The sequence below is a fragment of the Anabaena sp. UHCC 0399 genome (genome assembly GCF_034931465.1).
Taxonomy (GTDB): domain Bacteria; phylum Cyanobacteriota; class Cyanobacteriia; order Cyanobacteriales; family Nostocaceae; genus Trichormus; species Trichormus minutissimus.
On sequence record NZ_JAYGGZ010000011.1, the window covers coordinates 107,536 to 133,484 of the forward strand.

29 protein-coding genes, 1 tRNA gene and 1 pseudogene are annotated in these 25,949 nt (G+C 41.0%); 13 read left to right on the forward strand and 18 right to left on the reverse strand.

The features are described from left to right. Positions 1-180: 180 nt before the first annotated feature. The 13 genes from VB693_RS08670 to VB693_RS08730 form a co-directional block, all read right to left on the reverse strand. Complete coding sequence (locus VB693_RS08670; protein WP_323265907.1) at positions 181-3,513, reverse strand: PAS domain S-box protein; 3,333 nt, start codon at positions 3,511-3,513, stop codon at positions 181-183. Positions 3,514-3,851: 338 nt separating this feature from the next. After that, positions 3,852-5,012: an 8-amino-7-oxononanoate synthase gene (bioF, locus tag VB693_RS08675; RefSeq protein WP_323265908.1), complete on the reverse strand. Its 1,161-nt coding sequence runs from the start codon at positions 5,010-5,012 to the stop codon at positions 3,852-3,854. A gap of 160 nt (positions 5,013-5,172) precedes the next feature. After that, positions 5,173-5,430 carry a hypothetical protein gene (locus tag VB693_RS08680; RefSeq protein WP_323265909.1) on the reverse strand — a complete coding sequence of 86 codons (258 nt, stop codon included), beginning with the start codon at positions 5,428-5,430 and terminating at the stop codon, positions 5,173-5,175. Continuing rightward, positions 5,408-5,629, reverse strand: coding sequence for a hypothetical protein (locus tag VB693_RS08685; protein WP_323265910.1), 222 nt, complete (start codon positions 5,627-5,629; stop codon positions 5,408-5,410). The genes VB693_RS08680 and VB693_RS08685 overlap by 23 nt, the downstream gene beginning before the upstream one ends. Before the next feature lie 245 nt (positions 5,630-5,874). Continuing rightward, a complete protein-coding gene (gene ruvA, locus VB693_RS08690; RefSeq protein ID WP_323265911.1) occupies positions 5,875-6,513 on the reverse strand; it encodes a Holliday junction branch migration protein RuvA in 639 nt (212 codons plus the stop codon). After that, the gene (locus VB693_RS08695; protein ID WP_323265932.1) at positions 6,513-7,259 is read right to left on the reverse strand and encodes a sucrose-phosphate phosphatase; all 747 of its coding nucleotides are present in this window, start codon (positions 7,257-7,259) and stop codon (positions 6,513-6,515) included. The genes ruvA and VB693_RS08695 overlap by 1 nt, the downstream gene beginning before the upstream one ends. Before the next feature lie 429 nt (positions 7,260-7,688). Continuing rightward, positions 7,689-8,093 carry a ChuX/HutX family heme-like substrate-binding protein gene (locus VB693_RS08700; RefSeq protein WP_190700990.1) on the reverse strand — a complete coding sequence of 135 codons (405 nt, stop codon included), beginning with the start codon at positions 8,091-8,093 and terminating at the stop codon, positions 7,689-7,691. A gap of 64 nt (positions 8,094-8,157) precedes the next feature. Then, positions 8,158-9,111 (reverse strand): PhoH family protein, encoded by a 954-nt coding sequence (locus VB693_RS08705; RefSeq protein ID WP_323265912.1) that lies wholly within the window; start codon positions 9,109-9,111, stop codon positions 8,158-8,160. A 291-nt stretch (positions 9,112-9,402) separates the two neighbouring features. After that, on the reverse strand, positions 9,403-9,825 hold the full coding sequence (locus VB693_RS08710) for a KH domain-containing protein (RefSeq protein ID WP_323265913.1): 423 nt from the start codon (positions 9,823-9,825) through the stop codon (positions 9,403-9,405). Beyond that, entirely contained in the window at positions 9,788-10,048 is a 261-nt protein-coding gene (rpsP, locus tag VB693_RS08715) for a 30S ribosomal protein S16 (protein ID WP_190701267.1), read from the reverse strand. Before rpsP ends, VB693_RS08710 begins: the two co-directional genes overlap by 38 nt. A 182-nt stretch (positions 10,049-10,230) precedes the next feature. Further along, positions 10,231-11,700 carry a signal recognition particle protein gene (gene ffh, locus VB693_RS08720; protein ID WP_323265914.1) on the reverse strand — a complete coding sequence of 490 codons (1,470 nt, stop codon included), beginning with the start codon at positions 11,698-11,700 and terminating at the stop codon, positions 10,231-10,233. A gap of 197 nt (positions 11,701-11,897) precedes the next feature. After that, complete coding sequence (locus VB693_RS08725; protein WP_323265915.1) at positions 11,898-13,283, reverse strand: aminopeptidase P family protein; 1,386 nt, start codon at positions 13,281-13,283, stop codon at positions 11,898-11,900. A 21-nt stretch (positions 13,284-13,304) separates the two neighbouring features. Next, on the reverse strand, positions 13,305-13,556 hold the full coding sequence (locus VB693_RS08730; protein WP_323265916.1) for a hypothetical protein: 252 nt from the start codon (positions 13,554-13,556) through the stop codon (positions 13,305-13,307). A gap of 316 nt (positions 13,557-13,872) precedes the next feature. Here VB693_RS08730 and VB693_RS08735 point away from each other — a divergent pair, with 316 nt between their 5' ends. The 3 genes and pseudogenes from VB693_RS08735 to VB693_RS08745 all read left to right on the forward strand — a co-directional run. Then, complete coding sequence (locus VB693_RS08735) at positions 13,873-14,670, forward strand: PhzF family phenazine biosynthesis protein (RefSeq protein WP_323265917.1); 798 nt, start codon at positions 13,873-13,875, stop codon at positions 14,668-14,670. Positions 14,671-14,765: 95 nt separating this feature from the next. Then, on the forward strand, positions 14,766-15,221 hold the full coding sequence (locus VB693_RS08740) for a DUF4332 domain-containing protein (RefSeq protein ID WP_323265918.1): 456 nt from the start codon (positions 14,766-14,768) through the stop codon (positions 15,219-15,221). 232 nt (positions 15,222-15,453) lie between these two features. Further along, positions 15,454-15,618, forward strand: a pseudogene (locus VB693_RS08745) (hydrogenase maturation protease); the annotation flags it as partial. A gap of 63 nt (positions 15,619-15,681) precedes the next feature. On the opposite strand, the gene VB693_RS08750 reads toward VB693_RS08745, so the two are convergent. After that, on the reverse strand, positions 15,682-16,329 hold the full coding sequence (locus VB693_RS08750; RefSeq protein ID WP_323265919.1) for a Uma2 family endonuclease: 648 nt from the start codon (positions 16,327-16,329) through the stop codon (positions 15,682-15,684). A gap of 173 nt (positions 16,330-16,502) precedes the next feature. Here VB693_RS08750 and VB693_RS08755 point away from each other — a divergent pair, with 173 nt between their 5' ends. From VB693_RS08755 to VB693_RS08780, 6 genes are all read left to right on the forward strand, one after another. Further along, the gene (locus VB693_RS08755; protein ID WP_323265920.1) at positions 16,503-17,546 is read left to right on the forward strand and encodes a 1-acyl-sn-glycerol-3-phosphate acyltransferase; all 1,044 of its coding nucleotides are present in this window, start codon (positions 16,503-16,505) and stop codon (positions 17,544-17,546) included. Positions 17,547-17,635: 89 nt separating this feature from the next. After that, positions 17,636-17,872 carry a DNA-directed RNA polymerase subunit omega gene (locus VB693_RS08760; RefSeq protein WP_190701020.1) on the forward strand — a complete coding sequence of 79 codons (237 nt, stop codon included), beginning with the start codon at positions 17,636-17,638 and terminating at the stop codon, positions 17,870-17,872. Between the two features lie 106 nt (positions 17,873-17,978). After that, on the forward strand, positions 17,979-18,482 hold the full coding sequence (locus VB693_RS08765; RefSeq protein WP_323265921.1) for a hypothetical protein: 504 nt from the start codon (positions 17,979-17,981) through the stop codon (positions 18,480-18,482). A gap of 5 nt (positions 18,483-18,487) precedes the next feature. Further along, positions 18,488-18,853, forward strand: coding sequence for a DUF1818 family protein (locus tag VB693_RS08770; RefSeq protein ID WP_323265922.1), 366 nt, complete (start codon positions 18,488-18,490; stop codon positions 18,851-18,853). A gap of 50 nt (positions 18,854-18,903) precedes the next feature. Then, positions 18,904-18,977 (forward strand) — tRNA-Pro (locus VB693_RS08775). 537 nt (positions 18,978-19,514) lie between these two features. Next, entirely contained in the window at positions 19,515-20,753 is a 1,239-nt protein-coding gene (locus tag VB693_RS08780) for a hypothetical protein (protein WP_323265923.1), read from the forward strand. Positions 20,754-20,761: 8 nt separating this feature from the next. Here VB693_RS08780 and psb34 read toward each other — a convergent pair whose 3' ends face one another. Next, the gene (gene psb34 / locus VB693_RS08785) at positions 20,762-20,875 is read right to left on the reverse strand and encodes a photosystem II assembly protein Psb34 (protein WP_414575951.1); all 114 of its coding nucleotides are present in this window, start codon (positions 20,873-20,875) and stop codon (positions 20,762-20,764) included. 226 nt (positions 20,876-21,101) lie between these two features. Then, entirely contained in the window at positions 21,102-21,662 is a 561-nt protein-coding gene (locus VB693_RS08790; protein WP_323265924.1) for a peroxiredoxin, read from the reverse strand. 225 nt (positions 21,663-21,887) lie between these two features. On the opposite strand from VB693_RS08790, the gene VB693_RS08795 reads away from it, so the two are divergent. Together VB693_RS08795 and VB693_RS08800 are read left to right on the forward strand one after the other, a co-directional pair. After that, the gene (locus VB693_RS08795) at positions 21,888-23,096 is read left to right on the forward strand and encodes a sensor histidine kinase (RefSeq protein WP_323265925.1); all 1,209 of its coding nucleotides are present in this window, start codon (positions 21,888-21,890) and stop codon (positions 23,094-23,096) included. Beyond that, positions 23,093-23,755: a response regulator transcription factor gene (locus VB693_RS08800; RefSeq protein ID WP_323265926.1), complete on the forward strand. Its 663-nt coding sequence runs from the start codon at positions 23,093-23,095 to the stop codon at positions 23,753-23,755. The genes VB693_RS08795 and VB693_RS08800 overlap by 4 nt, the downstream gene beginning before the upstream one ends. Before the next feature lie 16 nt (positions 23,756-23,771). Here VB693_RS08800 and VB693_RS08805 read toward each other — a convergent pair whose 3' ends face one another. Further along, positions 23,772-24,089 (reverse strand): hypothetical protein, encoded by a 318-nt coding sequence (locus VB693_RS08805; protein ID WP_323265927.1) that lies wholly within the window; start codon positions 24,087-24,089, stop codon positions 23,772-23,774. A 15-nt stretch (positions 24,090-24,104) separates the two neighbouring features. Beyond that, a complete protein-coding gene (locus tag VB693_RS08810; protein ID WP_323265934.1) occupies positions 24,105-24,530 on the reverse strand; it encodes a nucleoside deaminase in 426 nt (141 codons plus the stop codon). Positions 24,531-24,594: 64 nt separating this feature from the next. Here VB693_RS08810 and VB693_RS08815 point away from each other — a divergent pair, with 64 nt between their 5' ends. After that, positions 24,595-25,377, forward strand: coding sequence for an ion transporter (locus VB693_RS08815; protein WP_323265928.1), 783 nt, complete (start codon positions 24,595-24,597; stop codon positions 25,375-25,377). 235 nt (positions 25,378-25,612) lie between these two features. Next, positions 25,613-25,849, forward strand: a complete 237-nt coding sequence (locus VB693_RS08820) for a DUF3134 domain-containing protein (protein ID WP_190701048.1) — start codon at positions 25,613-25,615, stop codon at positions 25,847-25,849. The last annotated feature ends 100 nt before the right edge of the window (positions 25,850-25,949 follow it).

Consider the following 25,949-nt stretch of genomic DNA (forward strand, 5'->3'; position numbering starts at 1 on the left):
AGGTCAACCAATTTTGGATTTTGGATTTTAGATTTTAGATTTTAGATTGACTGCACCCATAAAGGGATGCAGCTTGGGGATTTTAGATTGACTATTTGAGATTTTTTCCGCCCACAATTGGGCGTGGCTTGTACCAAAAACAATCCAAAATCCAAAATTTAAAATCTAAAATTCGGAGGGTCAACTTTTGGGTAGTGGTAGTCTAAATGTAAAAGTTGCTCCTTGTCCTTCACCGGGACTTTCGGCTTCAACTGTACCACCGTGTAGTTCGACAAAATGGCGGACAATTGCTAGTCCAAGTCCCAATCCCCCCTCGGCTCTAGTAGTCTTAGAATCGGCTTGGCGAAAGTATTCAAAGACATGGGGTAGAAATTCAGGTGTAATGCCTTTACCTGTATCAATCACCTGAATTTGGGCTTCTACTCCCACCTGTTCTAAGCGCACCTCTACTCGTCCGCTTGGGGGTGTGAATTTAACCGCATTCGAGAGTAAATTCCAGAGTACCTGCTGTAAGCGATCGCCATCACCCATCACTTGACCGATATGATCATCTAGTGATGTGTGTATGTGAATTGATTTAGCATCTGCGGCTAAACGCACTGTTTCTAGTGCGGCTGTAATTGTGGCGCGTAAATCGACTCGGCGAATATTGAGGTTGAGCTTACCCCGTAAAATTCGCGACACATCCAGCAAATCATCAATTAATTGCGTTTGTAATTTAGCGTTGCGTTCAATTGTTTCTAAAGCTTGGGTGACAATGGTTTCATTATATTTGCGGGTGCGGAGTAACTTAGCCCATCCCAAAATCGGATTGAGGGGAGTCCTGAGTTCATGGGAAAGGACAGTGAGGAATTCATCCTTGATGCGGTTGGCTGATTCAGCAGATGCACGGGCATTTTTTTCCGCTTCGTAAAGTTGAGCGCGGGCGATCGCTTGGGCGCATTGTTGTGCTAGCGTCAACATATATCTTTGGTCTTCGGCATTAAATATTTGCTCTGTCGCAAAGCTCAAAGCCAAAACCCCAATTGTATGCTGCTCAACTATCAGAGGAATACAAGCAAAGGCACAATTACCTGTGAGAGATGGCACATCAGCAATAATAGGGTATTGGCGAACGAAGGTGGCAATGTTTTCTAAAAAAATTGGCTCTCCAGTTCTAGCAGCTACCGCAATGGGAACATTAGCTGTGATGGGGAAACTAGACCAATTTTCTCTAACAGATGCAGGATAGCCTATGGCTTCTAATATCTTCAGGGATTTACCACCTTTCTCTAACAAGACAACAGAACCGCCTGAAGCACCCAAGGCGGCAATTCCTTGATTAACTACCACATCAGCCACTTGTTCGGGAGTGAGGGCTTCTGAAAAGGCCGCCGTGATACTTTGTAACCTAGCTGTGCGACTTGCAGCTATTTCTGCTGCTTGTTTTGCCTGTTGAGTTTTTTGGTAGAGTCTGGCATTATCAATGGCTATAGCAGCACGGCGGGCAATATCTGTGGCTAATTCTAAGTCTGGTGGTTGATAATATCGAATTGATTCGCCAATCACAAAAGAAATTACACCAAATAATTCCCCGTGTGAGTAGAAGGGAATCACCATCAAAGAACGCATTCTTAAACTTTGCAGCAGTTGCAAGTGTGTTTCATCTCTAGCCATCTCCACTAACAGAGAATCCGGAAATTCAGGATAAAAAACAGATTCTCCTTGTAGCAATATTTCGCGGAATGGATGTTTGCCCTCGCTACTAGCTGGATAGCGGCGTTGAATTTCCTCAAGGATTTGCAGCTTTTGGGGATTGTTAGCGGCGATCGCTACCCGTTTAATTGACCAGTCTGCTTGTAAAATGTCTACGGTACACCAGTCCGCTAGGATAGGCACTGCTAAGTTAGCTACGTTATTCAGTGTCACTTCATAATCTAAGGAGGCTGCTATTGTAGTGCTAGCTGCTACTAAAAAATTTTGTGTCGCTTGTGCTTTTTTGCGTTCATGAAGTGCAGCTTGCTTTTGGCTAATATCTTCGACAATCCCTAAAGCATATTGTATTTCTCCCTCATCATTCCCCACTGCCGATGAAGTCAGATTAACCCAAACAATAGAACCATCTTTACGGACGTATCGCTTTTCTAGAGAATAATTACTAATTTCCTGCGCCAACACTCGTTGAGCTTCATTCCAATCACTTTCCAAGTCATCAGGATGGGTAATGTCCTCAAAGTTCATCTGGATTAACTCGTCATGACCATAACCAGTAAGTTTACATAGTGCCGGATTGACTTGCAGAAATTGACCATCTAAGCCGACAAGTGCTATACCTAAAGCTGCCTGGTTGAACATAGCCCGAAATCTGGCTTCGCTTTCTCTTAATGCTTGCTCAGTCTGCTTCTTTTGGGTAATATCCAGTCCAGTTACACCTACTCCCAACAATTGCCCATCTGGTAAACACACTGGATAGTAACTGACAAGCCCACAACGATAAACCCCAGATGGATAGGTTTCTCCCATTACTTCTTGATTCAGCAATGGTTCTTTAGTTTCCATAACTCTATACAGAATCGGCTCTATTTGATTAGCCCATTCTGGTAATACTTCCCTAAAAGTATGTCCAATATGTTGGCTTTGCGGTACACCGTTGATTGTAGCCAATGCCTCATTAGCATAAACGTAGCGGAGTTCTTTATCTAAAAAAGCCAAGGCTAAGGGTGAACTGGCTAGCCAAGCATTCAACAGTGCTAAGGACTCTTCTTTCTGTTGAATAGCTTGTTGCAACTTCTGATCCAATTTCGCTTTTTCTTGCTCTACTTGCTGTCGTTGAGTAATATCGACTGCTGCACAAGTAATTCCCTGAATCTGATTATTCACTTTCAAGGGTTCTACCAGCAAATCATAATACAAAACTTTCCCCTGCAATATTACACACACTTCTTCCCGCGCAGAAACATCACTTTCTAGAACTCTACGCTTAATTGCCGTTAGTTGCTCTGCTATGGCAGGAGGAAATAACTCATAGTCAGACTTTCCCAATATGTCTTCAGCAGTTGCTTCACCTTGGGGATTATGAACCCACTGATAGCGCAAATTACTATCTTGTTGAAATACTACAATTTCTGAGCTACTTAATGCTAATCGAAACCGCTCCTCACTCACTTTGAGATTATGTAAGTTCACCTCATCTCTGCGTTTAGCATCCTTTAATGCAACGCACAAAGTAGTGAAGAGCAATCCTTGCAAAATAAACAAACCAAGTTTTACGGCATTAACAATATCCAAAGATAATTCATATTGGGGATGCAGAAAAAAATAATTGCTGAGTAAAGCTGATAAGCCGATTGCTAATAGTCCCGGATTCCCTCCCCCATACCAAGCACTCAAGATCACAGCACTAAAAAATAGTATAAAAGGCGTGCTACTCATTTCTATCCAAGGATCTAGTATCAGCATTAACGCCAGTGCTAACACAACTGTTAATACGGCAATGCTAAAGCGTGATAAAGAAGAACTAGCAATATACGGCATGAAAATTTAGGACAACCAATACTGATTGCAGAAGCTTTACATAACCTAAGCTAGTTTGCACGTTTTTGTAATTTATCTCCAGATAGATTCTTAGATCAGATCAAAAGACCTCTTTAGTTAGATGAAACTTTCTCACCGACTTAATTTTTCATGAAAAATATGTATTTTATAGTCAAAACTTATTTTTAATTTACTAATGTATAAGAAAAGTTTCTAGTAGTGAGGATTGTACTATTACCAACATAATAACTTGATATTTTCAGCGACAAAATAATATAATTTTCAAAAATAATAATGCTTATTACAAAGTCTCTACACATCCAGAGATATGCTGATGATCACAAGTCACTCAGCACTGATACCAATTTTTCAATATGTGCTGCATGATGGGTTGCCATTAAAGAGATTCTAATGCGACTTGTGGGGACTGTCGGCGGACGAATAGCAGGGGCAAAAATGCCGGATGCTTTGAGTTGCTGTCCAGCTTGCAGAGATTCTGTAGCACTAGGTAGCTGAAAACAGAGTATGGGTGAGTTGGATGGTAGTAATGTTAGGTGGGGTAATTGCTGTGTGAGTAATTGTTTTAAGTAATCTACGTTTTGCCATAATTGAGTGCGGCGTTGCGGTTCTTGTTGGACTATTTTCACGGCGGCTAAGGCGGCGGCCGTGTCTGCGGGTGATAATCCAGTAGTGTAAATCCAACTGGGGGCGCGATTTCGCAAATAATCAATCAAGGTAGCACTTCCGGCTATATAACCGCCTAAACTTCCCAGTGCTTTACTCAAAGTCCCAATTTGAATTAATTGCCTACCACTACAGCCAAAATATTCTACGCAGCCAGCACCGGTTGCACCCATTACCCCAGTTGCATGGGCTTCATCCACTAGCAGCATACAGCTAAACTCGTCAGCTAAATCTAAGAGTGTAGCTAAAGGACATAAATCCCCATCCATACTGAAGACAGTATCAGTCAAGATTAAGCAGCGACGGTAGTTTTGTCGTTGCTGAACTAACAGGATTTTAAGTTGTGTAGCGTCACAGTGGGGGTATTCTATCACTGTTGCCCCACTGAGGACTGCACCATTTTTCAGGCTGGAATGATTGTATTGGTCAGATAATATTAAATCTCGCTTACCTACCAAAGCGGCGATCGCACCCAGATTAGCTAGATACCCAGAACTAAATACTAAGGCATCTTCAGTTTGTTTTAAAGAGGCGATCGCTATTTCTAATTCCCTATGTAATTCCCGATGTCCACTGAGTAATCTAGAACCAGTGCTACCTGTCCCAAACTCCTGAATAGCTGCCACAGCCGCCTCTAGCAAGCGTTCATCCCCAGCCAACCCCAAATAGTCATTACTAGCAAAATTAATTACTTCCTGCCCATCTAAAACCACCATCGCCCCTGGTAGACCGGAGATTGTACGGACTGAACGATACCAGTCAGCTCGATGAATGGTTTCTAGAGAATTTTGTAACCAAGCATAGGGATCGAGCATATTGATATAATCGCTTTTTGGGGCATGAATTATAGATGAATATCTTGCTAACCGATCAAATCGAGCATCATTGAGTTACACTGCCTTATTTTCGAGTCGGTACAAAAGCAAATTGATAACTTGCCATATCCACCAGATACAGGAAAAAATTATTTTAATCTTAATTTAACAACGCATTATACTCATCATGAGTACCGATCCAAAACCAGTAATAATCATCTCCCTTTTTTAAAGCTAAAGCACGATATCCACCAGTTACACGCGCAGACCAAAGATTTTTGCCAACTTTTTTAAAATGTAAAGATGGATGGGATTGATTTTCCTGCCAAAGTTGATATCCTTTCTTTGCTTGTTCTTTTATATCCTTCGGTAGTTGAGCATAAGCTTCCCAAAAATCAGGAGTTGTTAAGGATTTCATCTATATCTTGCACCCGGGTTGCCGCAATATCGGCTTCAGCTTTCGCAATTAGTCGATCTAATTTTCCCGATGTCAAATCATTTTCGATTTGCTTATCCCACATTTGTTCCAAATATTCTTCCAGCCAAGCAGCTAGTTGACGAATATCATTTTCCGGTAGTTGTTTGATAACAGCTTCGATTTCTGGCAAAGTACCCATATCTGAGTCGATACTTCAATACATTTTCTTATTTTATCGTGTGGTGCAACAGCTTTCCTAACCTATACTTAGAAAATTGTGAATCATTGATGATAATTTGCTATAATCTTGCACTACAGTAGCCGTGGACTATTAAGCTAATCGTCATTCATTTTGCTAGACTGATTCGTTTGTAGTTAGGGCTACCCTAAGGGTTCTGCGAAGCAGTACAGCCCTGCTGCTATGCAACTTAAATGCTGATTACCTTAACTCACTTGCTCACTACTGCTGAGGTGAGCGATCGCTTGTCTGATCCAATCTTCTACATAGGCATCCTTTGGTAATCCAATATCTTCGCTGACTACGTGTAAGGCGTGGCTGACTTCGTGGGCTGTGTATCCTAGGGCAAATAAAGTCATTTGCACTTCTTCTAGAATACCGGGGGCTGGCCCTTCGGTGGCGACGAAGAAGCCTGCTGATTTGCGCCACTCGATTAATTTTGCTTTCAGTTCCAAACAAATGCGTTCAGCGATTTTCTTACCCACACCAGGGGCTTGAATGAGTATTTGGGTGTTAGCAGCAATGATGGCTTGGACTAAATCTGGTAATTCCAGAGTATCTAACAATGCGATCGCTGAGGCTGCACCTACACCACTCACAGTTAATAAGTGGCGAAATAAATCTCGTTCTGCTGGAGAGGCAAAACCGTACAGTAAAGGTACTTCTTCCCGAACTTGGTAATGGGTGAAGATTTGCACTAAATCGCCAGTTGTGGGTAGTTGTTTGGCTAACCGTTGGGGAACTTGCAAGTCATAACCCATCCCGTTGACTTCGAGAGTCAAAATCACTTTATTGCTGTTTTGGTTTTGGATACCGGCAACTATACCTTTGAGATAACTAATCATTATAGGAAACCAAAATACTGTAAACCTTCAAGAATTCCACCTGCACAAGTATCTTGTGCTAGGTAACGATGGTCTGCGGGATAATCGCTGTGCCATTCCAGTAACTCTGGCCGGGCGTTCCCGACTATGATTCCCCGTTCGTTGCCTACGGCAAATAAAGCAATATCATTACCTGAATCACCACAGACAACTGTTTGTTCTGCTGCAAATTTCCACTTTCGACGTAGAAACTGCATTGCCTGACCTTTATCGCTGCTACGCGGCACAATGTCAAGGTCAATACCGCTACTATAAATTAACTTTACATTTACTTCATATTTCTCTAACTCTGACTCAAGTAGTGGTATCACATTAGCCGCTACTTCTTGCTGGAGGAAAAAGCTAATTTTAAAGGGACGCTGTTCTGAGTCTGGTTGTGGTACTAACTCAGTAATTTTTTCGGTAATCGATAATACTAGTTCCCGATTCCAACCGACGGAGAGAATTTCTGACCAAGCTGCATCAGGAGTACCACTACCATCCAGATAAATTTCTGTACCTACGGATACAACTAAGCCATCCGGTTCTACAAGATTTTGTTCTTCTTGAAGTTCCTTATACAAAACAGGCGATCGCCCAGTAGCATAAACTATCTTTGTTCCATATTCTCGGCGATGCTCCGTCAGCATTTGAGTCAGTTGTACCAGGGCTGAGTCATTACCTACAAATGTGTGATCCAAGTCGGTGACAAACAGAAATGGTTTCATTGCTTTCATGATGATTTACTCCAAGTGATATGGTTGCCAAAATACTGAAAAATTTCGTATTTGTTAAGAATATTCGTAAGTTTGGAAGCCAAGGACTTAGAAGGGTCTCCTGACTTGGGGCGAGTGGCGTTTAAAGTAAGGAAACCCAACACCAATATCTATATCAGGTTGCTGAGATCCGTGTTGGGTTTGTCTGCACGCTACGAGAACGCAAAGCCTCAACCCAAACTACTAGCGGGTCTAGTCTAATTTGTTGGGTTAAGTAATCAATGACCATGATGAATTTTTGGTTTTTCACCTGATTAACCCAATATTTTAAGCTTGCCGCGCTACATACGACTAAAGCAATATTTTAGCCTTGCCCGCTTCTCATGGCGTGACAAGGCTAAAATATTGCTTTAAATTTTTGAGAAAATACGATAGAAAATGCTATAGAGTTTCGATAGGTAAAGGATTCCACACTTCCCCATACTTTTCTTTTAAACTTTGCCAAGCTTCCACTTGTCCTGGTTCATATTCTCCTGGTTTACCCCATTGTAAAAATGCACTCAAAGCAGGTTCTTGCTTTTCATCTAAAAAACGAATGGTGTAAGTTGTAAAATTGCCTCTTTTTGCTGTACCCGTTTCAAACTTTACTTGGGTAATTTTGTCCATGTTCAAATGAAATTCAAAGCCTTCGGTGTGCAGATTAGCATATTTACCTTTGGGTAATTCTGCATAAAAGAGCTTTTCTATTTTGCCTCTTGCTTCTAACACAGCCGCACTGCTAGTAACAATTAACCGCAGTGTTCCCAATTTTTCACAAGCTTCTAAAAATTCTCTCAAAGTAGTCATAAATGAATCTTTATCCTTGGTTTATTTGCAGTTTTACTAATGACTAATAACCAATAAATATTGACTATTTATCATGTTGTTCGTAAGCCGAGACAATACGCTGTACTAAAGGATGACGCACGACATCTTTTTGGGTAAATTCCGAAAAAGCAATACCTTCAACGTGCTTTAAAATTTGCAAAGCCACTGTTAAACCAGATTGTTGATTCATCGGTAAATCAGTTTGTGTGGTGTCGCCTGTAATCACCATCCGCGAACGGAAACCCAAACGAGTTAAAACCATTTTCATTTGGGCTGGGGTGGTATTTTGGGCTTCATCTACAATCACAAAAGCATGGTTTAAAGTCCGTCCCCGCATATAAGCTAGTGGAGCAACTTCAATGATTCCCCGTTCTATCAAATTAGCTACTTTTTCTTGATCGATGAATTCATAGATAGCATCATAAAGAGGACGGAGATAGGGGTTAATTTTCTGCTGCAAGTCTCCAGGTAAAAATCCCAGGCGTTCGCCAGCTTCTACCGCCGGACGGGTTAAGATGAGTTTTTCTACTTGGTTAGACAGGAGTGCTTGCACTGCAATGACAACAGCCAAGTATGTCTTACCTGTTCCAGCCGGCCCCGTGCAGAAAGTGAGGTCATGCTTTCGTATATATTCGATGTACTGGCGTTGTTTAAAGGTTTTGGCGCGAACTTCATCACCCCGACGAGTTTTTGCTAGGATATCTCGCTGTAATTCTTGCAATTCTCCTTGGCGGTGGGTCTCTAGGGCTTGGCGGGCTGTTAAAATATCGGCACTAGAAATATTATTGCCCTGAACCCAGATATTTTCTAGCGATCGCACTAATTGAGCAGCCAGGTCTTTTTGTGTGTCTGTACCAGAAATATGTAGTTCTTGCCCACGCAATACAAAGTTAGCACCTGTGTGCCGGGATAAGATTTTCAGATTTTCTTCTCTATCACCAGCTATGGCGATCGCACTCGGAATATTAGGCAGCTGAATTATTAAGGCATCTGCCATAGTTATTTTTTAATGGTGTGAGGGGCAATTTTTAACAACAATTAATTAATTTCCTGAGTTTTTTTATTCTCTCAAGATTATTTTTATCGTAAATTCAAGGGTTTAAGACCCCCTACATCTTATGTAGCACCAGTTTCAGTCGGGGTTTAAATCCCCATCTGTTCGCGTAGCGTGCCGTAGGCAAAATGTCTTTAATGCAAGAATTTTGAATTTTAACTGCTTCCCGGATTTTTTGGGAAGTTTCTGAGCGGAAGTAACTCCGACCGCTCAGGCTTCTGATTTATTTTTAACTTAGCGGGTGCGGGGTTTCACAACAGGTCTTGATAAGTTCTGTTGTTCTCGTGTTCGAGGAGTAGGCGATCGCTCTTGCTGGTCTTCTTCAAAAGACATCCCTTCCCGTCCTGGAGTGGTGTTGCCGTAGATATCCAGGTAAACTGATTGTTCAGACAGTCCTGCCGCAGCCGCAATTACTGTCCGAATGGCCTGAATATTCCGTCCACCTCGGCCAAAGACTTTCCCTTTGTCGGTACTGTCAAAGGCGATGCGAATCCAAACCCGTTTGAGAGCTTGAGAAATTTCACAATCAACACTTAGAGACTCTGGAGATTCTAAAAATGGTTGCATCAAAAACTTTACTAGCCCAACATAGTCAGGGCTAGCTGTTGCTGCTGTGGGATTATGATTCGGTTGTAACACTGACCTGTTCAAAGACATTGGCTTTTTTTAAGATGCTACGGACGGTGTCAGTGGGTTGTGCGCCTTGTTGTAATCGCTTGATGATGCCGGGAACATTCAATCGGACTTCATCGGTTCTGGGGTTGTAGAATCCCAGTTCTTCTAAAGGACGACCATCGCGGCGAGAGAGATTATTCATAGCGACAATGCGGTAGCTCGCTTCCCGCTTTTTACCGTATCGCTTCAAGCGCAATTTGATCATGATTGAAGAATTATTCTCCTGTTTGTGGATAATTTCAGGAAGCACCTATTTTGAATTCAGAACTTCCTAATACTGAAATGCTAATTTTAGCACTTGCCTAGGGTTTACGGCTATGAGTTAGTGGTCAAAAGTCAAAAGTCCAATGTGGCAACCCCTTTTGACTCATGACTATTGACTAATAACTAAAGATTCCCAAACCCTCTTTTCTTCTTATCTTTGGGTTTTTTCTTCTTAGTACCAGCACCGCTATTGTAACCCCGCCAACCGGGGGCGGAGGGGCGATCGGTCATACCACCACCACCAAACATTCCTGGCATTCCTGGCATTCCTGGCATTCCTGGCATTCCGGGGAAGCGACCTTGACCCATTTGTTGCATGAGCGATCGCATTTTTTGGAAATCGGCTACCAGTTTACTTACATCTGATTCTCTGTAGCCTGAACCACCAGCAATCCGTCGCCGTCTGCTGGGAGAACTGGCCAATAAATCAGGGTCGCGGCGTTCTTGGATGGTCATGGAGTTAATCATGGCTTCACAGCGTTTTAGCTGGGTTTCACCATGTTTGAGCTGATCATCTGAAAGTTTGCCCATCCCTGGAATCATCTTCATGATCCCACCCAGAGATCCCATGTTCTTTAACAGGCGCAGTTGCTTAACGAAATCTGTAAAGTCAAATTTTGCTGACAGGATTTTCTCCTGCATTTGTTCAGCATCAGCCAAATCAATTTCTTCCTGGGCTTTTTCTACCAAGGTGAGAACGTCACCCATACCGAGAATCCGTGAGGCCATGCGGTCTGGGTAAAAAGGCTGTAGGGCTTCGACTTTTTCACCCACACCCACAAATTTAATTGGCGCGCCGGAAATTTGCCGCACTGACAAAGCTGCACCGCCACGGCTATCACCATCCATCTTGGTGAGAATTGCCCCAGTAATGCCGATTTGGTCATGGAAGGTGCGGGTTAGGTTAGCGGCTTCTTGACCCGTCATCGCATCCACTACTAACAGAGTTTCATGGGGTTGAACGGTGGCTTTGATGCGGGCTAATTCCGCCATCATGTCTTGGTCAATTTGCAGACGACCAGCCGTATCGATAATTACTGTGTTCACGCCTTCAGCCTTGGCGCGTTCAACACCTTGGCGGGCAATCTCTACGGGGTCTGCATCACTTCCCAGTTCAAAAACTGGTACACCAATTTGTTTACCAAGGGTGATTAACTGGTCAATCGCGGCGGGACGATATACGTCTGTCGCTACTAACAAACAACTGCGTTCTAATTTTCTTAAATGTAGAGCTAACTTAGCAGTGGCTGTGGTTTTACCCGTACCTTGTAAACCAGCCATCAAAACTACAGTCGGCTGCTGTTCAACTTCTGCTAGGGGGACATTTTCTTCCCCCATCACCTGCACTAGCTCATCGTAAACAATCTTGATGAACTGCTGGTCAGGTCGCACACCGCTAATAACTTCCGACCCCTGCGCCTTGGCTTCAACTTCGCTAATAAAATCTTTGACTACTTGGAGGTTGACATCTGCTTCCAACAGGGCGCGGCGCACTTCCCGCAAAGCATCTTGAATATTAGATTCAGAAATTTTATCTTGTCCGCGCAGTTTCTTCCAGGCGGATTCTAAACGGTCAGCTAATGCGTCAAACATATCTTAGTTACAGTTATTGAGCCAATGGGGATGTCCGAATCACTGATCAGTGCGATTCAGGAATTTTTAATTTTTAATGTGCTATTTACCAGCTTAGTAGTTTTTTCCCCGACTTGGAATGGGAGATTGGGGACAAATCAAGTCAAAAGTCAAAAGTCAAAATTAAATAACTAGAGACTGGGGAGAATAACTAATAACTATTGACTATTGACTAAATCTTCTACAGCATTGGCTTGAGTTGGTAACTCAAGCGTTAAAACTTCGCTACCATCATCTGTAACTAAAACATCATCTTCAATGCGGATTCCTCGTACATCGGCAAATTGTGATAAACGTTCCCAATTAACGATATGCTGGTATTTTGCGTGATTTTTGGCATCATTTAAAATGGCTGGGACTTGATAAAATCCAGGTTCAATGGTGACTAACATACCTGGATAAAGGGGACGATTTAAACGTAGGTAGCCTAAGCCAAAGCGATCGCTCCTCTCTCTTCCTGCTTCATACCCGGCTAAATCCCCCAAATCTTCCATATCATGAACATCTAAACCCAGTAAATGCCCAATACCGTGGGGAAAAAACAGCGCATGGGCATCCATATCTACTAAATCTTGAGGATTCCCCTGTAAAATACCTAAATTCACCAAACCTTCGGCGATGACTGTGGCTGCTAAAAGATGAATGTCCCGATACTCTACACCAGGGCTAATTGTAGCGATACAAGCATCATGAGCCGCCAACACAATATCATAAACGTCCCGTTGCGTAGGTGAAAACTTACCCGAAACAGGCCAAGTCCTTGTGATATCAGCAGCCCAACCCATTTGAGTTTCCGCACCGACATCAGCCAAGAGTAAATCACCTGGTTGTAGGGGGTGGTGATATGCTTCGTTATGCAATACTTCGCCCTGAACAGTAACAATACTATTGTAGGAGGTAGTCATATTGTGGGCAATGATTACCCCTTCCATTGCGGCGCGGACTGATGCTTCGAGTGTGGCTTTGGGTGTGGCTATCATCCCGGCTTTGTGTGCCTCAACACTTACAGCAGCAGCTTTGCGTAACTCAATTAATGCGCCTGCATCGTGGGTGAGACGTAAAGTTGCGATCGCCTTTGCCAATTCTAAGTCTAATCCCTCAAGGTCAGAGGGTGAAGATATTTGTCTTTGCAGAATTTTTGACTGTACCAAGGTAGTCCGATAATTCTGCACGGGAATTGATGCCGCATCTTTACCCCGATGCTTCAATTCCGACATCGTTCTGGCAACATCCGCACCAATTTGCGCGGCGATTTCCTCCCGTTTGGGCATTTCTCCATGCCAGAGTGCGCTACTAGGTTCGGGATTATCCATGAACAATTCTAGCTTCCCAGCTTCTAGACGAATCGCTGCATTGGGTAAAGGCAAACCAGAAAAATACAGGAAATGACTGCTAGCACGAAATGGAAAGACATTGGCTGGAAAGTTGCGTGGGTTGCTGTGACCTGACCAGAGAATTACCGGAAAATCAATCAAACTGGCTAGTCGTTGCCGTCGATGCAGTAGAGTCTCAGCCAGGGAACTAGAACTGTTGTGGATTACCATAAATCAAAACTCAAACAACCTCTAGTTTCTATCTTCTTGTTTGGTATCTTCTTCTTGCTCATCAGCCTCATCTTGCTCATCACCCTCATCTTCCTCTTGATCTGTCTCGGTTGGTGATGGTTCAGACTCTATAGTTGGTCGTTCTATTTGAGGTGGAGATGCTTGTTGATTAATATCGCAACTAACTAAACCGAATACAACTAACCCCATACAAATAGTAGCAAAGATATTTTTGAAGATTTTTATTCCCCAGTTTTCTGCTTGATTGAACATAGTTTAATCATTCCTAAATACTACAAATTGAACTTTTGCTTTACTTTTAAACGCAGAGGGGAGGCAGCGCATTGCGTGTGTCCCCTGTTGTAGCAACTGCCATTGCGCGACGGTTCATGCAGAGGCATTTGTGTTGTATTTTGAAAAAGTTGGAATACTCTGCCTTTTTTACCTTGTTCGTCCTCAAATTCTCTAGATTCTTCTTCTAGTTTTCCCTAGGCGATCGCTTTAATGTATGTACTCAAACATAATTAAACACACTATTTTCCTATCACCTGTCACCTGTCCCCTGTCCCCTCTATTTACCTGACTACTTATGAGACAAATCATTACGCAGGTTGATGCGTTTACCGATAAACCCTTTGCAGGCAATCCCGCCGCCGTCTGTGTTTTAGCTACTCCCCAGTCTGACGAGTGGATGCAGAATGTAGCCCAGGAGATGAATTTATCTGAGACGGCTTTTTTACTGAAGCAGGATGATGGTTTTAATCTGCGCTGGTTTACACCTACAGTAGAAGTGCCACTTTGTGGTCATGCAACCTTAGCTAGTAGTCATGTGCTGTGGTCTGAGGGGCATTTATCACCAGATGAAACCTCACGTTTTTACACTAAAAGCGGTTTACTTATTGCCAAACGAAAAGATGAGTGGATTGAGTTAGATTTCCCGGTGACTCACTCACAAGCAACTATTGCACCTCCAGAACTCAGTGAGGCTTTAGGAGTATCGTTAAAATCAGTTGTACAGAATTACTTGGGTTACTTGGTAGAAGTTGAATCTGAAGATTTAGTCCGGCAGATGCAGCCGAATTTTCAGCAAATGAAAAGCTTGCCTCTGGCTAATGTGATTGTGACGAGTCAGGCCAACTCTGATTCTCAGTACGATTTCGTTTCTCGTTTCTTTGCACCAGGCTTAGGGATTAACGAAGATCCCGTAACAGGTGCAGCCCATTGTTGCTTGGCTTCATTTTGGCGCGATCGCCTCAACAAAGATCAATTCTTAGCATATCAAGCATCAAGTCGCGGTGGAGTAGTAAAAGTGAGTTATGGGGGAGGCGACCGCGTCTTGCTATCAGGTCAAGCTATTACAGTCTTACGGGGAGAGTTAATTAGTTAATTAGTCATTAGTTTTTCTCCTCTGCTCCCCTCCGAGTCCCAATCCGCGCATAAAAAAGTCAAAATATTAAAGGCAACTCATGTTGATCAATAAAAATGTCTGCTAAACAAACAGGTACTAAAAACCGCAGTCCGATGCAATATTCTGACTGGCCGATTGAACAGTTGCCGGGATTGAGTCAAGAAGAACAATCCCAACTACAAAACTGTGGAATTAAAACTACAGTTGGGCTAGTAAAACAGGGCAAAACTCTACAAGATAAGGTAGCTCTGGCGAAGAAATTACAGGTTAACCTTCAATATGTAAATAAATGGGTGGCTTTGGCTGATTTAGCCAGAATTCCTAGCGTAGGAACGCAGTATTGTGGTTTATTACTACACTCAGGTGTTGCTTCTGTGGCACAGTTGGCGCAGACTCCAACTCACAGATTACACAAACAGATTTTACGCTTGCAGGTGGCAACCATGCAGCGACGGGATTTGTGTCCAGCAATTGAGCAAGTTCAACAATGGAGTCAGCAAGCGAGAATAGTTTTGAGTGATGAGTGCTGAGTGCTGAGTAATGAGTGGTGAGTGGTGAGTAATGAGTGGTGAGTGATGAGTGCTGTTAGGCTTTATGTTTCAATCATCCCTGGATAGCAGTTAACTCCTATCCTCACAACTTCCTCAATTTTTTTAGCTAATGTTTCAAATGGAACTACTAAAGCTGAAGATACTGATTAAATTTACAGTTTTATGAAGTGTGCTGAGTAGGTCAATTGTTTACATCATAGAACTAAAAATTATGAAAAACTCTGTAATGGTGATTGGTTATGGTAACGACTTAAGAAGTGATGACGGTATTGGACAACGGATAGCAAATGAGATTGCTTCTTGGCATTTATCGTCTGTGGAATCCCTGGCAATTCACCAACTTACACCGGATTTATCTACTGCTTTGGCAAAAAGCAGAGGATATTTTACCAACTCAGCACTTTTCATAAATTCCGGTTTAGCAATTTGATTCACCCCTTCAGGAAATTTGTATCTGCTCTCTTACCCAAATCCGAAAATTCTTGAGCGTGGTATTTCTCCCAATGATTTTACTTTGATCAAGATATTGTGTCATGACATCTATTAAAGGCAATTGGGGGAAATTCAAGCTGTTTTGAGATTCTATATAAATGTCATCATGTAAAATATTAATTTGTAACTTACCGTTTTCAAAACGCCAAAGTTCTGGCACTTTTAGCGATTGATAAATATAGGTATGGGTGCGAGAAGTAATATCAATTTCTAAGGCTAAATCTGGAGGAGGATCTACTGTTAAATCTAGTCGCTTTTTACCACGTATTTTAGATTCATTGGTGATATAAAAACACTGATCAGGTTCTATCCCTTGAGCCATGAATTGATTCTTGAAGGTAGTAGAACCTAAGCATCTAAACTCAATGCCTAACTCCTCTAAAAGTGCTTTGACTAAATCGCTGATAATTTCTTTATTATCTTCATGTTCTGGCAATGGAGACATAATTTCTAATATTCCCCTATCATAAGCAATACGGGCTGCGCGGTGTTCGCCTAAATCTTCAAGAATTGTTTCTAATTCTTGCCAGGTTACATCTCGCAGCAATACTTTTTGTCCAGGTGGAATATAGATGCGCTTTAATTCTAATAACATCGTTGCCACTCTCAGAAACTTAACTCTAAATTAGCTCATTTGACTGATTTTGTTTATGTAATATTGTGATGCTAATGTAGTAATTTTTACGTCTAGAGTCAGATACACAGGATGAATTGATCAGGTTAGGATATTGACTAAATTAAAAATGTCATTTTATCTACTCAGTAGTTGTGATTAATCAAAATGCTGAAAGTCTGGGATATTCCCAACAAGCAACTGCATCTCAGCAACCATATCAATTTAAGTGGTTTGACTGGTTTTGTTTGTGGTATCCGCCCGGTTGGCTGATTTTATTTAATCGTCACTGGCAACATTATCACGCAGATCCTGATGGTTGGTATTGGCTAGAATATTTACTATTTTTAATTCCTGGGGGATTTTATCTAGCATTGTTGAGTCGGTGGTTGCGCTTAGGTTGTCGTTCACCCAGAACAGAAATTGCAGACTTTAATCCTCACTATCAACAGGCATTTCGGGAAGAAATTTTAGCTTTTATTGTGAGATATTATTTCCGGGGGGAATTGCAGCAAATTGAGAATTTGCCATCTACTGGTTCGACGATTGTAGTGATGAATCATGCAGGGATGTGTTTTCCCTGGGACTTTATTTGCTTGGGTTATTTATTAGGTGAAGCACGAGGTTGGACAGTACAACCTTTAGCGGGAGTATCATTATTTGATCATCCTTGGGTTGTCTGGTGGCTACCTCCTAAATGGTCACAGGTTTTGGGTGCTGTGCGGGCAGAGTTAGGTGATTTTGAACAGGCTATTTCCCAAGGTAAAATTTTGCTATATGCCCCCGAAGGTTTACGCGGCCCCCTGAAAGGTTGGGGTAAACGCTATCAACTGCAAAAGTTTGATGTGAGTTTTTTACAGTTGAGCGATCGCTATCATATTCCGATTCTGCCCGTCGTTTGCGTCGGTAGTGAATTGTTACATCCTTGGACTGTTAATATCAAAAAATTACAAAGACTATTTAAATTACCGTTCTTGCCTATCTCACCTTTAATGTTGGTACTAATGATCTTTCCCTCAATGGGTGTTTGGGCTATGAGAAGTCGGTTACGTTATTTTATTCAGTCTGTGGACACAGTAGACGCGATCGCATATCTTAATCATAATTCTAGTAAAGCGCGTAAAGCCGTGTATCAACGCACTAACCAAGTTCGTGAACAGTTACAGAATCAAATCAATCGATTATGCGAAAGGTTCTAAGGGCGTAGTGGAAAGAAAAGAGGGGTTAACAGGATACACCATCTTGTTCGGTACTGCTAAACTAGGTAAGTCCCCAAGAACCAATTACTATGCTCAAGCGTTCTAAGTTCGAGACAACACAGTCTCAGATTATGCACCGTTCGGAGGAACTAATTAGTGCAGCTTCCAATCGCTACCGCATTACGGTTCAAGTGGCAAATCGTGCCAAGCGTCGGCGTTATGAAGAATTTGAAAATGCCGAAGATGCCATGATGAAACCTGTGCTAAGGGCAATTATTGAAATGTCCGATGAACTGACACAACCAGAAATCATTGGCGAACTGTGAAATTAATGCTGAGGTGGAAGTGCTGTTAGCGTAGCGGTGCGTCAGCCTGTGCAGAGTTAAAGACAAAACTATTTGCTTTGTGCTTTCACCTCAGATATTCACTACTATGAACAAGCAAAAGTTTTTTTCTCATTCTCAGTTTATATTTGTGCGACTTAAATTAATTGCGATCGCTATCTTAACTGCCAGTGTAATATTATTAACTTCAGGAATAAGTATATTGCACATTGCCCCAGCACAAGCCCAAAGAATTAGTCCTAGTGATGTGTGGCAGGTAGTCTATGAAAAATTGCCTGATTTGCCCAAAGAAAACCAATATATCAGCAAAGAATCAGGGAAAGTGGCAGAAAATAGCACCCTAGCTAGCCGCTTGATTAGATATCACATTTACATCAAAGAACGCGCCCCCAATTATCGCCTAGATTGGAAGCTAACCTTAGCTGATTACCTGGATGCCAACGAAACCATGTATGAAACCACCTACCCAGGTAATGATACCTTAAGGCAGAACCCCTTAGAAGGCGATCGCACCACTATTAAAAGCCTCACCCGCCCCCAAAGAGATGCCCTAGTTCAAGTCCTCACCAACATCTTTAACCCCAATCCCTAACCCTCATGGAACGTCTAATTAAAAGCGGTGAAGGTTGGCGCATTGGCTGGAATCCCAACGCTAGCGAGTTTCAAGGGTTAGTAGGTACTGATGATTGGGCAGTTGAGTTAACCGCAGCTGAGATAGATGATTTTTGCCGCCTGTTGGCAAAGCTAGCCGACACAATGAAACAACTCACCGCCGAATTAATGGACGAAGAAAAAATAGCCTGTGAAGCCGAAAGCGATTTATTATGGATGGAAGTAGAAGGCTATCCCCATGAATACAGTCTGCGCTTCATCCTCAACTCAGGACGTTGTGTAGAAGGTCAATGGCCAGCCCCTGCTATACCTGGTCTATTGCAAGCTGCGGGAATGCTCAAAGTTTTTTGAACTTACCCCTTGATTATCATAAAGCTTTGCGATAATATAGTAATTCTGACCGGGGCGTAGCGCAGCTTGGTAGCGCGCCACTTTGGGGTAGTGGAGGTCGTGGGTTCGAATCCCGCCGCTCCGATTGATAAAATCCCTCAACCTGCTAATCTTGACTATAAGATTGGCAGGTTTTTCGACTTCGTAAATTCTAACTTTAATCAATAATATCTTGAGTAGCCGACAGCAAGCGTTTTCTTCGCCAATATATTGTTCAATCAAATCATCAATTTTTTGCCAACCTCTGAGGTTAAAATAACCTACGCAAAAATTTGTTTTGTAGGACACGTTTAGCGTGTCGGGTAAAATGGGAAGCAGTCGTAAATCAATATTGTCAAAGATACGTGGCATAGTTTATAGCTTTTCCGAGTCTGCGGAGGTACAAATTTATCTGCGATTAATTCTTTCTTTTTGTAACTCACTGATGCAGGAATCGCTATCAAGGAAATAGGTTTGCATACTGCTAGGTCGCTCGCGGTAGCGTTGCGTAGCAAAGAAAGCTACAACATAACATAGAACAACCCTTTTTAAACACACTTTAAGAGTTAGACTGATTGCATATTATTTACTTATCAAATCTATTTGATAATGTATATACCCTGATCTCTGGTTCTCCAAACATATGAAATTTAGCAGCTATCAAAATCTCAGTGTATTGATGCTTATCAGCTTGAGCTTCATCCAGTTTGCTGATGCTAGAACTCCTGTAGATCAATCATCTCGGCTATCTCAAGAGGTGTCAATTCTACGGGGACAGGGGTCACAAGGATTACAATTATTTCTCAAAAATCATGCAAGTCAACTGAATGATCCCAAAATTAGGACGGCTTTAGATACACTTTGCCAGCAACGAGACTGTTACGCTTCCCGTCTTTACTGGTACACTGACCTAAAACAAGCTAAAGCAGCTGCTCAAGCTAGCGGTAAACCAATTTTATCTCTGCGGTTGCTGGGTAGACTTGACCAAGATTTGAGTTGTGCGAATAGTCGGTTTTTTAGAGTCGCGCTGTACCCCAATGCACAGGTATCAAAAGTGCTGCAAGACCGTTTTATTCTACACTGGCAATCAGTACGTCCTGCACCAAAAGTCACAATTGATTTTGGTGATGGTCGCAAGTTGGAACGGACAATTACAGGGAATAGTATTCACTACATATTAGATGGCTCTGGTCGTCCTATTGATGCTATTCCCGGACTGTATGGGCCGAAAGCTTTTTTGCAAAAACTCCAACAAGCTGAAGTAGCAGCAAAAGAATATAGTAAACTAGCGATCGCCAACCGAAATCGCTTTCTACAAAAATATCATAGCGATCGCCTGCAAGCAATCCAAACCCAATGGACGGCTGATTTATCCCAGTTAGGGATACAGACTCCTCCCGCAAGAATGGCATCAATTAATACAACTCAGTCACCAAGAGCAGAAATAGCAGCTCCTTTGGCAATTTCTAAAATGGTAGTAGAACGTCCACTACTCAGGACTATCCAACCTAACAATAATAGAGATACGTTGGCAAAAATTACCGACGAGGATGCTTGGAATAAGATTGCTCAACTTTATACTGCTGATACCAAGCTTGATCAAAACAGTCTTGCTTTGATCCGAGCTAAAACTCAGACAGGTAATTTACAGGGATTAGTGCAAAATTTTGAAGCCGCAATGGCTTTAGATACAGTCAGAAATGAATATATACTACACAGCCAAATTCATCAATGGTTTGTCGCAGGTAATCAGACTAGTGATGTAGCAATACTCAATGAGAAAGTATATGCTCAATTATTTCTTACTCCTAGTTCTGACCCTTGGTTGGGACTTGCTCCCAACGACGCATACACTGCTATAGATAATGATGGTTTTCGTTAAAGATTCTTTTAGCTTACGCCGCAAGCGATCAAGATGATTGCAGTCACAAATAAAGTAGCGATCGCACCTTGAAAAGTGTAGCGACTTTGTTGCTCTTGATCAGGGTAAGGTGCATAGTACATTTCGGTTTCGGTAGCGTAGTTATTGAGTTGACCGCTTTCGTTGATGGTAGTGTAGATAATTTATTCTCCTTTTGTTGCCTTATGTAAATAAATTTAATACTAATGTTACGAATCATCGATAGGGATTGACATATTAAATTTAATACTATCAATGCAACTCACTTATATGAAAAACCCTGCTTTCTTTAAGAAAGCGGGGTTCTGGGTTTAGCTGATATTAGAAGTTTTAAGAAGCTTGAGATTGCAACTGTTCAAGTCTTGCCAAAACTTCTGCACTGTGAACAGAAGGATTAACTTTGACAAAAGTTTCCCGCAGCAAGCCTTGAGGATCGATGATAAAACTATGACGCATGGATAGAAAACCCAGCCAAGAACCGTAAGCTTTGCTGACAGTGCCAGTAGTATCAGCCAAAAGAGGAAATTTTAGCCCCTCGGAGTCACAAAACTCAGCATGAGAATCGATATCATCAGCACTGACACCAACAATTTCCACATTTTTCTTCAGATATTTTGGTAAATCTTGCTGAAACCGTCGTGCTTCAATGGTGCAACCAGCAGTGAAATCTTTGGGATAAAAGTAAAGGACTACCCATTTACCACGCAAATCAGCCAGGGCAAGTTCACCGTCACCCGTATTTGTGGGTAGAGTAAAGTCTGGTGCAGGCTGATTAATTGCTGGGAGTTTACCCCCAAGTGCATGAGCAGCAGGGGCAAAATTTAACCAACTAATCACAGCAAAAGTGAGAGCGATCGCACCAGCTAGAAGAGATAATGATTTGAGTTGCATTGAAGACCTCGTTTTTTTTCTTGTGGTATGCAACCATATTAATAACTTACATCAACTACCCACATGAGGAGAAAGTCATGAATACACCCATGACTAAAGTCATGCTTTAACTATGATTCAGGTAACTGGTAATAATTTTAAAACTAAAGTAGATATAGAAAACAGAATAGGTAATTAGCTATTTACTAATATTTTTCGCTTTAAATTAATAATTACGAATTAATTATGACTCGCCCCATCCAAGTTAATAATCATCCTTTTCGGTTTTTGCTGTATTTAGAATGGATATTACTAGTAATTTCTCTGATCACATCAGTATTGCCATATCCTTCACCGCGATTTGCCAGTAAATTTCCTGAACTGACAATTTTGAATCTCACAATTTTTGGATTAATGGGCTTGAGATTGCCCACTAGTAATAATATTATTAAGATTATCTATACCGCTTGTGGAATTATTTTAATTTTTATAACTGGGTTATTTAGTGGTAGATCCGATCGCCTATTTCCTTTTCTCTACATCATTTTAGTGACTCGTAGCTGTTTAATTTTTCCATTACCTGGACGTTTATCAGTTACATTTATTTCCTTTACTTTGTTTTTAACAACCCTATTATATCGAGTACCTCGTTATCCTTTACCACCAGCAGCGCAAGAAAGATTTCGATTTTTTACTTTGAGTTTAGCCTTAGTTTTTGGCTTAAGTTTAGTATTTGTCTTACTTTTAATGAATACTGTATTATCGGAACGAGAAAGTAGAGAAGAATTAGCGATCGCCAATGAAAAACTACGACAATATGCTCTGCGTATTGAAAATCAAGCTACTCTGGAAGAACGCAATCGAATCGCACGGGAAATTCATGATTCATTAGGACATTCGTTGACAGCTTTAAATCTCCAATTAGAAACTGCCTTAAAACTTTATCAAGGCAATCCCGATAAGGCACAAAGTTTTTTAGCTAGAGCTAAAGAATTAGGTTCTAAAGCTTTACAGGATGTCAGACAGTCAGTTTCTACTATGCGATCAAATCCACTTCAAGACAAATCTTTAGCACAGTCAATTGAGATTTTAGCCGAAGATTTTCAACGTTCAAGTAATATTATTTTAAATCGCCATATCAATATTGAATATTCGTTATCTAATGAAGTTAATACTACTATTTATCGGATAATTCAAGAGTCATTAACGAATATTTCTAAACACGCTAGAGCAACCGAAGTTAACCTAGAAGCAATTATCAATAGAGGAAGTTTATATCTGATTATTGAGGATAATGGTAGAGGCTTTGACCTAGAACAAAATACTACAGGATTTGGATTACAAAGTATGCGCGATCGGGCTTTATCTTTGGGAGGGAATTTTACAATCAACAGCGAATTTGGTTGCGGTTGTCAAATTACAGTTAATATTCCTCTAGGCAGGTTAATTTCATGATTAAAGTGTTATTAGTAGATGACCAGGGTTTAATTCGTCAAGGGTTAAAAGCTTTATTGGAACTAGAACCAGATTTAGAAATAGTGGGAGAGGCAGAAAATGGAGAAGTTGCTCTTAATTTAATGGCTAAATCATTACCAGATGTAGTCTTAATGGATATTAGAATGCCGATCATGGATGGAGTTGCAGCCACACGCGAAATTTGCAAGAAATTTCCTGGAGTCAAAGTTTTAGTGCTGACAACTTTCGATGATGATGAATATGTGAAAGCCGCCTTACAACATGGTGCAATGGGTTACTTACTGAAAGATACACCGTCCGAAGAATTAGCTGTGGCTATTCGTGCTGTGCAGAAGGGATATACTCAACTAGGCCCAGGAATTGTCAAAAAACTTTTGATTCAATTTCCAAATCTAGCACCTATTCAAACACCATCTATGCCACCCAGTTTAGCAGAACTTACACCTAGAGAAAAAGAAGTTTTACAGCTAATTGCTATAGGTGCTAATAACCGCGAAATAGCCCAACAGCTTTACATTTCTGAAGGGACAGTGAAAAATCATGTGACTAATATTTTAAATCGCTTGAACTTGCGCGATCGCACTCAAGCCGCTATTATTGCCAATACTTATTTATCATATTTAAATGAGTCCATTTGATCTCTAATAATCAAACTTATTCCTGTCTTAATGCTGCCATAATTTGCTGGGTAACATCTCTACCCCCACTTAAGTTAGTGAACACACATTGAATCGTATAAATTATACCCCAAGGTAGACCCCACCAACCCAAAAATAAAGAAATTAGAGTAAATTTAATACTCTTTTTTAAAGTATTTTCTCCCGATTTAATGAAATAGATTTCAGGACTACGTTTAAATGTTAAAATCACGATAGAGAAACAATAAAGAAAAACGACAAATTTAGCACCATTAGCTAACTCTTGATTTAATTCTTCTACCGTCATATCATCCAAACCGATGATTTTTGACATTTCAACCTCATTGTGTTATTTAAACAAATTCAAACATTCCTGTCTCAGCACACCTTTGGTAACTCGGATGTTTCTAAATGATTTCGCAATCACTTCTTCACAAGTAATATTAATTTGTGCCTGATTTATCGCCATTAAATCCGCAATTGAAGCACCATAGACAATTTCTGCCAAACCGCTCCAAACGCAAGCTGCTGCACACATAGGACAAGGTTCACCAGTGGTATATATGCTATAACCCTCTAAGGAAAAGTTGTTGATTTGAGTCGTTAAACGGCGAATAACGTTAATTTCCGCATGAGCGGAAGGATCGCAATCTCTCCCGACAGTATTGTGTGCTGTTGCCACAACTTGATTATCATTAACAATGACTGCGCCATAAGGTGCATCCCCCTGTTTGGCTGCCTCAATTGCTAGACTCATAAAATATTCTTGGTTCATATTAGCTTGGTAATTCAGCCAGATAATCAGTAAAAATACCATATTCAACTGGTGGTAGTGAAATATGTTGCTGAGTAGAAAACAAACCGAATTTTACTTAACAGACCTAGAAACACCCATTGGTAAAGCGATTAATTTAACAATTGCTACTTTAGTGCTATTGTCATCAGGTATTTTTGTAGTGCAAACATATAATATACCTGATGATATCCGCTTACAGTTGGATCTAATAGATAAGGTTATATTGATAATTTTTGCGATAGAATATGCCCTGCGTTTGTGGAGTGCAGAACATAAAATTAATTATATTTTGAGTTTCTATGCAATTATTGACTTAATGGCTATTTTGCCATTTTTTATTGGATTAGTAGATATTACTTTTATTCGCTTACTGCGGTGGTTTAGAATTTTACGTTTAATTAGATTTATTGATAAAAAATTTTTATTTGGCACTCTTAGCACAGAAGATGGGGTAATTTTTATCCGGATATTATTTACATTATTTGCCATCATATTTGTTTATTCAGGTCTAATTTATCAAGTAGAACATCCTGTCAACCCCACAGGTTACAAAACTTTTTTAGATGCTTTTTACTTCTCGGTTGTGACGATGACAACTGTGGGATTTGGTGATGTCACACCAACTTCTGAATTAGGGCGATTATTGACAGTCTTGATGATTTTGACTGGTGTTACTCTGATACCTTGGCAAGTAGGAGATTTAATCAAGGGTTTAGTTAAAAATGCTAATCAAATAGAAATAATTTGTGTGGGTTGTGGTTTGGCATTTCACGATAGAGATGCGGAGTTTTGTAAACGGTGTGGAACTAAGTTATCTAATAAGTAGCCAAAAGTTTTGTCAAAAAATTCCTTATCTCTGTCTCATCTGTGTCTCTATGGTTATATAAATTCCTTCTAAACTCAACCATAGGGAGGAAGTCTTTACCATTGAGAGCATCACACTAGTAAGTAATATCAATTTGTAGTTAAGAACATCAGATGTAATCTTAGGTTTGGGGTTTGCATCCGTAGCTTGATATAAGCAAATTGATATCCAAGAGATGGTTCGGGGGTACAGAATTATGGTGAAACAGTCTAACCCAGGTCTCCACGAAGAACCTCGTTATCAACCAGCACCTATAATTCCTCTTAAACAAGAGGAATCCTTACTTGATTGGTTGCAAAATACAGGTCGATTAGTGTCTTACCCATCTGTTGACTACTCTTACGAAGATGAGGTAGAAGAAGACGAAGAAGTGGCGGAGCTTGTGGATGCTTTTGACTTTGAAGCGGAAGAAGTCGAAGATTTAGAAATATAAAATCACCCACCAACAGCATTTAAGAGTGTTGGTGGGGAAATATAGTGCTGAGTTAAGAAAGATTTCTAAGTCACAGCAACTGCTGAAATCTCCTTTAGGA

What these genes read in the sequence shown, in the direction of transcription:
- ffh (WP_323265914.1), bottom strand. Translation starts at nt 11,700, where the DNA reads ATGTTTGACGCATTAGCTGACCGTTTAGAATCCGCCTGGAAGAAACTG.
- VB693_RS08710 (WP_323265913.1), bottom strand. Translation starts at nt 9,825, where the DNA reads ATGTCTTTGAACAGGTCAGTGTTACAACCGAATCATAATCCCACAGCA.
- VB693_RS08705 (WP_323265912.1), bottom strand. Translation starts at nt 9,111, where the DNA reads ATGGCAGATGCCTTAATAATTCAGCTGCCTAATATTCCGAGTGCGATC.
- VB693_RS08770 (WP_323265922.1), top strand. Translation starts at nt 18,488, where the DNA reads ATGGAACGTCTAATTAAAAGCGGTGAAGGTTGGCGCATTGGCTGGAAT.
- VB693_RS08725 (WP_323265915.1), bottom strand. Translation starts at nt 13,283, where the DNA reads ATGGTAATCCACAACAGTTCTAGTTCCCTGGCTGAGACTCTACTGCAT.
- VB693_RS08670 (WP_323265907.1), bottom strand. Translation starts at nt 3,513, where the DNA reads ATGCCGTATATTGCTAGTTCTTCTTTATCACGCTTTAGCATTGCCGTA.
- VB693_RS08795 (WP_323265925.1), top strand. Translation starts at nt 21,888, where the DNA reads ATGACTCGCCCCATCCAAGTTAATAATCATCCTTTTCGGTTTTTGCTG.
- VB693_RS08805 (WP_323265927.1), bottom strand. Translation starts at nt 24,089, where the DNA reads ATGTCAAAAATCATCGGTTTGGATGATATGACGGTAGAAGAATTAAAT.
- VB693_RS08680 (WP_323265909.1), bottom strand. Translation starts at nt 5,430, where the DNA reads ATGAAATCCTTAACAACTCCTGATTTTTGGGAAGCTTATGCTCAACTA.
- bioF (WP_323265908.1), bottom strand. Translation starts at nt 5,012, where the DNA reads ATGCTCGATCCCTATGCTTGGTTACAAAATTCTCTAGAAACCATTCAT.
- VB693_RS08790 (WP_323265924.1), bottom strand. Translation starts at nt 21,662, where the DNA reads ATGCAACTCAAATCATTATCTCTTCTAGCTGGTGCGATCGCTCTCACT.
- VB693_RS08765 (WP_323265921.1), top strand. Translation starts at nt 17,979, where the DNA reads ATGAACAAGCAAAAGTTTTTTTCTCATTCTCAGTTTATATTTGTGCGA.
- VB693_RS08810 (WP_323265934.1), bottom strand. Translation starts at nt 24,530, where the DNA reads ATGAACCAAGAATATTTTATGAGTCTAGCAATTGAGGCAGCCAAACAG.
- VB693_RS08815 (WP_323265928.1), top strand. Translation starts at nt 24,595, where the DNA reads ATGTTGCTGAGTAGAAAACAAACCGAATTTTACTTAACAGACCTAGAA.
- VB693_RS08685 (WP_323265910.1), bottom strand. Translation starts at nt 5,629, where the DNA reads ATGGGTACTTTGCCAGAAATCGAAGCTGTTATCAAACAACTACCGGAA.
- VB693_RS08740 (WP_323265918.1), top strand. Translation starts at nt 14,766, where the DNA reads ATGTCTGCTAAACAAACAGGTACTAAAAACCGCAGTCCGATGCAATAT.
- VB693_RS08735 (WP_323265917.1), top strand. Translation starts at nt 13,873, where the DNA reads ATGAGACAAATCATTACGCAGGTTGATGCGTTTACCGATAAACCCTTT.
- VB693_RS08760 (WP_190701020.1), top strand. Translation starts at nt 17,636, where the DNA reads ATGCTCAAGCGTTCTAAGTTCGAGACAACACAGTCTCAGATTATGCAC.
- VB693_RS08750 (WP_323265919.1), bottom strand. Translation starts at nt 16,329, where the DNA reads ATGTTATTAGAATTAAAGCGCATCTATATTCCACCTGGACAAAAAGTA.
- VB693_RS08820 (WP_190701048.1), top strand. Translation starts at nt 25,613, where the DNA reads ATGGTGAAACAGTCTAACCCAGGTCTCCACGAAGAACCTCGTTATCAA.
- VB693_RS08780 (WP_323265923.1), top strand. Translation starts at nt 19,515, where the DNA reads ATGAAATTTAGCAGCTATCAAAATCTCAGTGTATTGATGCTTATCAGC.
- VB693_RS08700 (WP_190700990.1), bottom strand. Translation starts at nt 8,093, where the DNA reads ATGACTACTTTGAGAGAATTTTTAGAAGCTTGTGAAAAATTGGGAACA.
- VB693_RS08800 (WP_323265926.1), top strand. Translation starts at nt 23,093, where the DNA reads ATGATTAAAGTGTTATTAGTAGATGACCAGGGTTTAATTCGTCAAGGG.
- VB693_RS08695 (WP_323265932.1), bottom strand. Translation starts at nt 7,259, where the DNA reads ATGAAACCATTTCTGTTTGTCACCGACTTGGATCACACATTTGTAGGT.
- VB693_RS08730 (WP_323265916.1), bottom strand. Translation starts at nt 13,556, where the DNA reads ATGTTCAATCAAGCAGAAAACTGGGGAATAAAAATCTTCAAAAATATC.
- ruvA (WP_323265911.1), bottom strand. Translation starts at nt 6,513, where the DNA reads ATGATTAGTTATCTCAAAGGTATAGTTGCCGGTATCCAAAACCAAAAC.
- rpsP (WP_190701267.1), bottom strand. Translation starts at nt 10,048, where the DNA reads ATGATCAAATTGCGCTTGAAGCGATACGGTAAAAAGCGGGAAGCGAGC.
- psb34 (WP_414575951.1), bottom strand. Translation starts at nt 20,875, where the DNA reads ATGTACTATGCACCTTACCCTGATCAAGAGCAACAAAGTCGCTACACT.